The organism is Streptomyces klenkii, assembly GCF_003626645.1.
GTDB classification, from domain to species: Bacteria; Actinomycetota; Actinomycetes; order Streptomycetales; family Streptomycetaceae; genus Streptomyces; species Streptomyces klenkii.
In genome coordinates this window covers 1-1,021 of sequence record NZ_RBAM01000222.1, presented here as the reverse complement: position 1 = coordinate 1,021, position 1,021 = coordinate 1, and the positions used below count along the sequence as shown (strand labels likewise).

Annotated in this window: 2 protein-coding genes; one reads left to right on the top strand and one right to left on the bottom strand. The window is 74.9% G+C overall.

Features of this window, described 5'->3' with window-relative positions:
* Window positions 1-330, top strand: a 330-nt coding sequence (locus tag D7231_RS35915; RefSeq protein ID WP_277875683.1) for a helicase C-terminal domain-containing protein, incomplete at its 5' end; no start/stop codon positions are given.
* A 26-nt stretch (window positions 331-356) separates the two neighbouring features.
* On the opposite strand, the gene lexA is transcribed toward D7231_RS35915, so the two are convergent.
* The gene (gene lexA, locus D7231_RS35910) at window positions 357-1,019 is read right to left on the bottom strand and encodes a transcriptional repressor LexA (RefSeq protein WP_242000102.1); all 663 of its coding nucleotides are present in this window, start codon (window positions 1,017-1,019) and stop codon (window positions 357-359) included.
* Window positions 1,020-1,021 lie beyond the last annotated feature (2 nt).

Here is a 1,021-nt window from a genome sequence, read left to right as displayed (position 1 = left end):
GTGGTGATGGACCGCATCCCCTTCCCTCGGCCGGACGATCCGCTGGTCACCGCGCGGCAGCGGGCGGTGGAGCAGGCCGGGGGGAATGGCTTCATGGTGGTGGCGGCCACGCACGCCGCGCTGCTGATGGCCCAGGGAGCGGGGCGGCTGGTGCGGGCGACGGGGGACCGGGGCGTCGTCGCGGTCCTGGACCCGCGGCTGGCCCGGGCCCGGTACGGATCGTTCCTCCGGGCCTCGATGCCGGACTTCTGGTACACCACCGACCGGAATCAGGTCCGCCGCTCACTGGCGGCGATCGACGCGGCAGCACGCTCCACCGCCGCGTCGTGAGGCCGGGCCGCAGGGGGTGCGGCGGCTCAGATGCGCCGCATGACGGCGACGACCTTGCCCAGGATGGTGGCCTCGTCGCCGGGGATGGGCTGGTAGGCGGCGTTGTGCGGGAGGAGCCAGACCTGGCCGTCCTCGCGCTTGAAGCGCTTCACGGTCGCCTCGCCGTCGAGCATCGCCGCCACGATGTCGCCGTTCTCCGCGACGGGCTGGCGGCGGACGGTGACCCAGTCGCCGTCGCAGATGGCCGCCTCGATCATCGAGTCCCCGACCACCTTGAGGACGAAGAGCTCGCCGTCGCCCACGAGCTGGCGGGGCAGGGGGAAGACGTCCTCGACCGACTCCTCCGCCAGGATGGGGCCGCCGGCCGCGATGCGGCCCACCAGGGGGACGTAGGAGGCCGCGGGCTTGCCCACGGTCTCGGCCGCGGGGGGCGCGGGGGTCTCGGCGCCGCGCACCTCGTACGCGCGGGGGCGGTGCGGGTCGCGGCGGAGGAAGCCCTTGCGCTCCAGGGCCATCAGCTGGTGCGCCACCGAGGAGGTGCTGGACAGGCCCACGGCCTGGCCGATCTCCCGCATGGACGGCGGGTACCCGCGGCGCTGCACGGAGTCCCGGATCACCTCGATGACCCGCCGCTGCCGGTCCGTGAGGCCGGAGCTGTCGGCGCGGATGCCCGGCGGACGACCGGGCAGCG